At 63.0% G+C, this 7932-nt stretch carries 8 protein-coding genes; 4 read left to right on the top strand and 4 right to left on the bottom strand.

The annotated features are described in order from the left end of the window. The coding region (locus ACIQ17_RS27945; RefSeq protein ID WP_398472637.1) for a type II secretion system F family protein at window positions 1–304 on the top strand (304 nt) is incomplete at its 5' end. Window positions 305–313: 9 nt separating this feature from the next. Continuing rightward, window positions 314–1288: a type II secretion system F family protein gene (locus tag ACIQ17_RS27950; RefSeq protein WP_398472638.1), complete on the top strand. Its 975-nt coding sequence runs from the start codon at window positions 314–316 to the stop codon at window positions 1286–1288. Between the two features lie 11 nt (window positions 1289–1299). Here the strand turns inward: ACIQ17_RS27950 and ACIQ17_RS27955 are convergent, their stop codons facing one another. After that, window positions 1300–2109: a tetratricopeptide repeat protein gene (locus ACIQ17_RS27955; RefSeq protein ID WP_398472639.1), complete on the bottom strand. Its 810-nt coding sequence runs from the start codon at window positions 2107–2109 to the stop codon at window positions 1300–1302. Between the two features lie 165 nt (window positions 2110–2274). Here ACIQ17_RS27955 and ACIQ17_RS27960 point away from each other — a divergent pair, with 165 nt between their 5' ends. Further along, window positions 2275–3657: a leucyl aminopeptidase family protein gene (locus ACIQ17_RS27960; protein ID WP_398472640.1), complete on the top strand. Its 1383-nt coding sequence runs from the start codon at window positions 2275–2277 to the stop codon at window positions 3655–3657. Next, on the top strand, window positions 3650–4492 hold the full coding sequence (locus tag ACIQ17_RS27965; RefSeq protein WP_398472641.1) for an NlpC/P60 family protein: 843 nt from the start codon (window positions 3650–3652) through the stop codon (window positions 4490–4492). The genes ACIQ17_RS27960 and ACIQ17_RS27965 overlap by 8 nt, the downstream gene beginning before the upstream one ends. On the opposite strand, the gene ACIQ17_RS27970 is transcribed toward ACIQ17_RS27965, so the two are convergent. The 3 genes from ACIQ17_RS27970 to ACIQ17_RS27980 all read right to left on the bottom strand — a co-directional run. Beyond that, window positions 4476–5123 carry an NUDIX domain-containing protein gene (locus tag ACIQ17_RS27970; protein ID WP_398472643.1) on the bottom strand — a complete coding sequence of 216 codons (648 nt, stop codon included), beginning with the start codon at window positions 5121–5123 and terminating at the stop codon, window positions 4476–4478. The two genes, ACIQ17_RS27965 and ACIQ17_RS27970, sit on opposite strands and share 17 nt — an antisense overlap. 4 nt (window positions 5124–5127) lie before the next feature. Further along, window positions 5128–6768, bottom strand: coding sequence for an ABC transporter ATP-binding protein (locus ACIQ17_RS27975; RefSeq protein ID WP_398472644.1), 1641 nt, complete (start codon window positions 6766–6768; stop codon window positions 5128–5130). A 9-nt stretch (window positions 6769–6777) separates the two neighbouring features. After that, a partial coding sequence (locus tag ACIQ17_RS27980) for an ABC transporter permease (RefSeq protein ID WP_398472645.1) occupies window positions 6778–7932 on the bottom strand: 1155 nt, incomplete at its 5' end.

Consider the following 7932-nt stretch of genomic DNA (forward strand, 5'->3'; position numbering starts at 1 on the left):
GATCGCGATCCAGCAGAAGTCGGGTGGCAACCTGTCGGAAGCATTGGGCAATCTTTCCAAGGTGCTACGCGACCGCAAGAAGATGAAAGAGAAGATCCAGGCCATGTCGATGGAAGCCAAGGCGTCGGCCGGCATCATCGGCTCGCTGCCGCCGATCGTCATGCTGCTCGTCTATATGAGCACACCCGACTACATCTCGCTGCTATGGACCCACGAAACCGGCCGTCTGATGCTGGCAGGCTGCGCGCTGTGGATGACCTGCGGCATCTTCGTCATGAAGAAGATGATCAACTTCGATTTCTGATGGTGAGTCATGGTTGATCTGCTGATTGCAAAACTTCACGACCCCCGCTTCATGATGATGCTCATGGCGGCGATCGCCGTGAGCGCGACGGCCTATACGCTGCTGGTGCCTCTGCTCGCCAGCGACGGCTTGGCCAAGCGCATGAAGGCGGTCGCCAACGAACGCGAGCGGCTGCGGCAACGTGAACGCGACCGCATGCTGAATACCGGAAAGGTATCGCTGCGGCAGACGCCGAAGCAGCTCGTCTCCAAGGTGGTCAGCGATTTCAACCTGACCAAATGGCTGGCGCAGGAGGCCGCGCTCGACAAGCTGGTGATGGCCGGCTATCGCGGCCAGGCGCCTTACATCACGTTCCTGTTCTTCCGCGCCGTTACGCCGATTGTCTTTCTCGCCTTTGCGATCGTCTATGTGTTCGTGATCTCGCGGATGGAGCAATCGCTGCCCATCAAGATCGGCATGTGCGTCGGCGCTGCGTGGTTCGGCATGCAGGCGCCGATGCTGTTCCTCAAGAACGCCATCACCAAGCGGCAGCTTTCGATCCGGCGCGCCTTTCCCGATGCGCTCGATCTGCTGCTGATCTGTATCGAATCCGGCATGTCCATCGAGGTCGCGTTCCGTCGCGTCTCGATGGAGATCGCATCGCAATCGGTGCCACTGGCCGAGGAATTCACGCTGACGACGGCTGAACTATCCTATCTGCAGGATCGCAAGATGGCCTACGAGAACCTCGCCAAGCGCACCGGGCTCGAAGGCGTAAAGTCGGTCTGCCTCGCCCTGATGCAGTCGGAACGTTATGGTACGCCCCTCGGCCAGAGCCTGCGCGTGATGGCGCAGGAAAACCGCGACATGCGTATGAACGAGGCCGAGAAGAAGGCCGCAGCGCTGCCACCGAAGCTCACAGTGCCGATGATCCTGTTCTTCCTGCCGGTGCTGTTCGTGGTCATTCTCGGACCGACCGGCATCAAGATCGCCGCGATGCAGTAAGGAGCGGGCGCCTACGAGCGCTTCGCGTCGTCCTGGCCGCTGAACTTCGCGCCACCGCGATTGTTCAGCATCTGCTTGAGATAGGCCACATTGGCCGCCGCTTCATCCGGCGGCAGATCGGCGCGGACGATGGATTCAGCCTCATTGAAGCGGCCCTGCAGGCCGACGACAAGGCCGAGATTTTGCCGCACGCGCGGATCGACATTGCCGCGTCCCTGCTGCGCGCGGCGCAGCGTGACCTCGGCTTCCGGCAAATTCTTTGACAGCATGTAGGACAGGCCGAGATTCGACAGCACCGAGGGCTCCTCGGGCCGGATCTTCAGCGCATTGCCGTAATACCGGCGCGCCTCGTCGTGGCGCCCCATCTGGTCGAGGGCTGCGCCCTGTGCCGAGAGAATGCGCCAGTCGGGATTGGCGGGCGAATGCGCGGTCCCCAGAACTTCAAAGGCGCGCTCGAAATTGCCGGCATCGGCCAGAGCGCGACCGTAGCCGGCCATCAGCATCTTGTTGCCGGGATTGTTCAGCGTTGCCTGTTCGAACACCGAAACGGCCTGGGCACGCTGGCCATTAGCGCGCAATGCCTGGCCGTAACGCATCGCCGCATCCGTATCGCGCGGATTCGAGCGGAAGCGTTCGCCATAGGCTTCGATGTCGCGCGAGGGATCTGCCGGCGGACTGACAGGCGGCGCTTCGGCGCGGGCGCCGACGGAACCGGTGATGTCGGACATGCCCGTGGTCTTGCAGCCGGCGAGACCGGCGGCCAGAATTGCCGTCGTGGCTGCAGTCGCGAGAAACCGCGCAAGACAGAAGGGCTGACGCATGGCACTTTGACTCAACGATGATGCGAACGGACTTACCGAATGCGCCAGCAATAGAGTGTTAACCCTAATGGCTGGTTAATCGGCATGGACGATGCCATATCCCCGTTACCACCCCTAGACGCGTTCGGCCGCATAGCGGCCCTCCCTTCAGCTGCGAGCCTCGCCATGCATTCTGCTTTCGACGCCTCTCCGACCACGCCGGCGATCCCGATCAGCTTCGTGACCAAGAGCAACTGGGCGGAGTTCGCCGCAATGCTGCCGGCTGCAGCAAAGGCTTTCGCCACCGCCCACGGCTTCAAGGGCAAGGCCGGCGCCTGGCTGGCGCTGCCCGACGCTGACGGCGCGATCGCACAGATCCTGTTCGGACTGGACGACGCGGGCGCGCGGCATCGTGACCTGTTTCGACCCGGTACTCTGCCGGGCCTGCTGCCCGCCGGCACCTATCGCTTCGCCAACGCACCGCATGACACACGCCTCGCCGCTCTCGCTTTCGCGCTCGGCAGCTATCGCTTCGGCCGCTATCGCAAGAATGAAGCGCCCAACGTCAAGCTCGTGCCACCAGACGGCTTCGACATCGCCGAGATCAGCCGCATCGCGGAAGCTGCCGCATTGGCGCGCGACCTGATCAACACGCCATCCAACGCGATGGGGCCTGAAGAGCTGGCGCAGGCGGCGAAAGAGCTTGCCGGACGGTTCGGCGCTTACTTCAGCTGCATCACCGGTGACGATCTCGTCGCGCAAAACTTCCCGCTGATCCATGCTGTCGGCATGGCTTCGACCCGCGCACCGCGCCTGATCGATTTCTCCTGGGGCGATCCCACACATCCAAAGATCACGCTGGTCGGCAAGGGCGTCTGCTTCGACACCGGCGGCCTCGATCTCAAGCCGTCCTCGGCCATGTTGATCATGAAGAAGGACATGGGCGGCGCCGCCAATGTGCTGGCGCTCGCCCTGATGATCATGGATGCCAAGCTGAAGGTCCGCCTACGCGTGCTGATCCCAGCGGTCGAGAACGCCGTCGCCGGCAATGCCTTTCGCCCGCTCGATATCTTCAAGTCGCGAAAAGGCCCGACGGTTGAGATCGGCAACACCGACGCCGAAGGCCGCCTCGTCCTCGCCGATGCGCTGGCGCTGGCGGATGAAGAGAAGCCGGAGCTGCTGATCGATCTCGGCACCCTCACCGGCGCTGCGCGCGTGGCGCTCGGGCCGGAACTGCCGCCATTCTACACCAATGACGAGGACCTCGCCCTCGATGTCGCCCGCGCCGCGAAGGAGCAGAACGATCCGCTGTGGCGACTGCCACTCTGGGCGCCATATGACGCATGGCTGGATTCCAAGGTCGCCAATATCAACAACGCGCCGTCAGGCGGTTTCGCCGGCTCGATCACCTGCGCATTGTTCCTGCAGCGCTTCGTCGAATCCGCAAAGAGCTGGCTGCATGTGGACATCTATGGCTGGACGCCGTCCGCCAAGCCCGCACGCCCGGAAGGCGGCGAGTGCCAGGCCGCACGCGCGATCTACGCTCTGCTGAGTCAGCGCTATGGATAAGCGCCTGACGCCCGCACGGCCGGATGTCGCTGCCAAATATCTCGAAGGCAAGGTGGAAGCCGATCGCTTCGTCACCGGTGAGGAATTCGAGATCACCGATGGCGTCACCTCGGTGCGGCGCGACCCGTTTGCAGGTGCGATGCTCGACACTCAGGCATTGCGCGGGGAGCGTGTCACGATCTATGACCGGAATGACGAGGGCTGGGCATGGGGCCAACTCAATGCCGATGGCTATGTCGGCTGGATCTCGGATCTCGCCCTGTATCCGCCGGGGCCGGCACCGACCCACAAGGTGACGGCATTGCGGACCTATGCATTCCCCGGCCCGTCCATCAAGATTCCGCCGATGGATACGCTGCCACTCGGCGCGCAACTGTCCATCGTGAGAATGACGGACGCCTTTGCCGTGGCCAGCAACGGCCATCACATTCCACGACAGCATGTGGCCGAACTGTCCTTCGTTGAGCCCGATTTCGTTGCCATGGCCGAACGCTTCGCCGGCACACCCTATTTGTGGGGCGGCAAGAGCAGCCTCGGAATCGATTGCTCCGGCCTTGTCCAGATCGCGCTAAGCGCTGCGGGAACGGGCTGCCCGCGTGACAGCGATATGCAGGAAGACGGGCTTGGCCGGCGCTTGTCAGAAACGGAGATGCAGACGCTCAGGCGAGGCGATCTGATCTTCTGGAAAGGCCATGTCGCCATCGTCCGCGATGCCGAGACCATCGTGCATGCCAATGCCCATCACATGGCGACGGCGATCGAGAGCACGAAAGGCGCCATTGCAAGGATTGCCGCGACCGGCAGCGCGGTCACCAGCATCAAGCGGCTGGATTGACCGCGCGTTCCAAGTAGTCCTGCAGACGATCCCGATGCAGCGCCAGCCATTGCACGGCGCTGATCATCAAACCGTTGAACACCTGCGCCCTATTCAGCGCAGCGATGGCTGCATCGATGGAGACGATGAAGGGTCGCGTGTCTTCGTGCTCCTCGGCAAGCCCGCCACGCAGTGGCACCTTGCTGCTGTCGATGAAGCCGAGAAAGAATGTGACGAACTCGTCGGTGATCCCCGGCGTCGGCAGCACGCTAAAGAGTTCGATCAGGCGATCGGGCGCGACGCCAATCTCTTCCTGGCACTCGCGCGCGGCTGCGGCCATTGCGCTCTCGTCGCCATCGACGCGGCCGGCAACGATCTCCACCATCTCGCCGCGGCCGGTGGCGAGATGCGCCGGCAGGCGAAACTGGCGCAGCAGCACGATCTCATCGCGCGCAAGATCGACCGGTAACACGGCAGCAACACGTCCGCCCCGCAGGACATCGCGCTGCTGCCGGAGAGTCTCGTCATCGGCCCGAATGATCGCCACGTCAAACCGCTCGTAAGGCAGATAGCCCTTCGCCACCGTCACCGGCGGTGACACGGCGACGTCCATGGCGCGGTCGGCAATCTCGATCTTCGTCTCGTCTGCCATCCCGCTACTGCGCCACCGGGCCGTCGTCGGGCACGGCCTCGATGCGGAATGCAGCCGCAAACAGCTCGCGTGTATAGTCCGACTTTGGATTCTTGAAGAGTTCTGCCGCAGGCCCCTCCTCCACCACCTTGCCGTGGCGCATCACGATCAGATGGCTCGCCAGCGACGCCACCACGCGGAGGTCATGCGAGATGAACATGTAAGTGAGATCGCGCTTGCGCTGCAATTCGCGCAGGAGATCAACCATCTGCGCCTGGAACAGCATGTCGAGCGCGCTGGTCGGCTCGTCCAGCACGACGAAGCTCGGCTCCAGCACCACGGCGCGCGCGATCGAGATGCGCTGACGCTGGCCGCCGGAGAATTCATGCGGATAGCGGAAGCGCGTCGCCGGGTCGAGACCGACATCCTGCAGCGCCTTGACGACGCGTGCATCGCGCTCGTCCTCCGACAGCGCGCGCTGATGCACGCTGAGTCCTTCGGCAATGATATCGCCGACGGACATACGCGGGCTAAGCGCGCCAAAGGGATCCTGAAACACGATCTGCATGTCGCGCCGGAACGGACGCATCTGCTTGAACTGCAGGCCCTGGATATCCTTGCCGAGGAACACGATCGGCCCCTGCGACGAGATCAGGCGCAGCAGCGCCAGACCGAGCGTCGTCTTGCCCGAGCCGGATTCACCGACCACGCCAAGCGTCTCGCCCTGGCGGATCTTGACGCTGACGCCATCGACGGCCTTCACATGGCCGATGGTCTTGCGCAGCAAGCCGCGCTTGATGGGAAACCAGACCTTGAGATCGTCGGAGGACATCACCACCGGCGCATCGGGCCGCGGCGGCGCGGGATCGGGCTTCGGCTCGGCCGCGAGCAGAGCCTTGGTATAGGGGTGCTGCGGCGAGGTGAACACCTGCTCGACCGGCCCCTGCTCGACGATCTCGCCATTCTTCATCACGCAGACCCGCTCGGCGATGCGGCGGACGATACCGAGATCGTGGGTGATGAACAGAAGGCTCATGCCGAGACGCTGGCGGATATCGGCCAGCAGAGCGAGGATCTGTGCCTGCACGGTGACGTCGAGCGCCGTGGTGGGCTCGTCGGCGATCAGCAGGTCCGGCTCGTTGGCGAGCGCCATGGCGATCATCACGCGCTGGCGCTGGCCGCCGGAGAGCTGGTGCGGATAGCTGGCAAGCCGCGTCTCGGGATCGGGGATACCGACCTGCGTCAGCAATTCGATCACCCGCGCACGCGCTTTCTCGCCGCGCATGCCATTGTGAAGTTGCAGGATCTCGCCGATCTGCGCACCGATCGTGTGCAGCGGATTGAGCGAGGTCATCGGCTCCTGGAAAATGATCGAGATATCGTTGCCGCGAATCTCACGGATGTCGCTCTCGGACATACCGAGCAGCTGATGCCCCTTGAAACGGATCGCTCCCGACGGATGCGATGCCATCGGATAGGGCAACAGCTTCAGGATCGACAATGCGCTGACGGATTTTCCCGAGCCGGACTCGCCGACCAGCGCGACACATTCGCCGCGCTTGATGTCGAAGGAGACCTTGTTGACGGCAACCGACGTGTTGCCGCCCTGATGGAAGGCGACGGAGAGATCACGCACGTCGAGCAGAGGCTGATTGATGGCGTCCATGTTGCAGCCTTACCTGAACGTCTTGCGCGGATCGAAAGCGTCGCGGACGGCTTCGCCGATGAAAATGAGCAGCGACAGCATGATCGCCACCGCGAAGAAGCCGGTGAAACCGAGCCATGGCGCCTGCACATTGGCCTTGCCCTGCGACAGCAATTCGCCAAGCGACGGCGAACCGGGCGGCAGGCCGAAGCCGAGGAAATCCAGCGCCGTCAGCGTCATCACCGAGGACGAGACGATGAAGGGCAGGAAGGTCATGGTCGCAACCATGGCGTTGGGCAACAGATGCTTCACCATGATGCTGCGATTGGACACGCCGAGCGCACGCGCCGCGGTCACATATTCGAAATTGCGACCGCGCAAGAATTCCGCGCGAACGAGCCCGACCAGTGTGACCCATGAGAACAGCAGCAGGATGCCGAGCAGCACGAAGAAGCCGGGCACCAGCACCGCCGACAGGATCAGCAACAGATAGAGCGCAGGGATCGAACTCCATATCTCGATGAAGCGCTGGAAGGCGAGATCAACCCAGCCGCCGAAATAGCCCTGCACGCCACCGGCCGCGATGCCGATGATCGAGGACAGGGCTGTCAGCGTGAGACCGAACAGCACGGATATCCGGAAGCCGTAAATCAGACGCGCGACCACGTCGCGGCCCTGATCGTCGGTACCCAGCCAGTTATATTCGAGATCCCTGCAGCCCTTGAGGCCTTTCTTCTCCACCACCGGCTTGCACTGCTCTTCGGTGAGCATCCAGGTCGGCTTCGACGGCGCCGGCGTCGGCAGATCGAGATTGTGGGTGTCGTAGGAGTAGCGGATCGGCGGCCAGTAGATGCTGCCGTTCTTCTCCGCAATCAGCTTCTGCAGGAACGGATCGCGATAGTCCGCTGCCGTCTCGAAGTCACCGCCAAACGTCGTCTCCGAATAGGTGACGAAAGCGGGGAAATAGAGTTTGCCGTCGAACTTGATCAGGAACGGGCGATCATTGGCGATCACTTCCGCAAACAGCGAGACGAGAAACAGGATCGAGAAGATCCAGAGCGACCAATATCCGCGCTTGTTCGCCTTGAAGTTCTGCCAGCGACGCTTGTTGAGCGGCGACAGGCCGACCTGCCTGCGCGACGGTGGCACCGCCTCGCCGAGCGGCGTCTGGGTGGTGGTTTCGAC

It is taken from the genome of Tardiphaga sp. (assembly GCF_044340795.1).
In the GTDB taxonomy this organism is placed as follows: Bacteria; Pseudomonadota; Alphaproteobacteria; order Rhizobiales; family Xanthobacteraceae; genus Tardiphaga.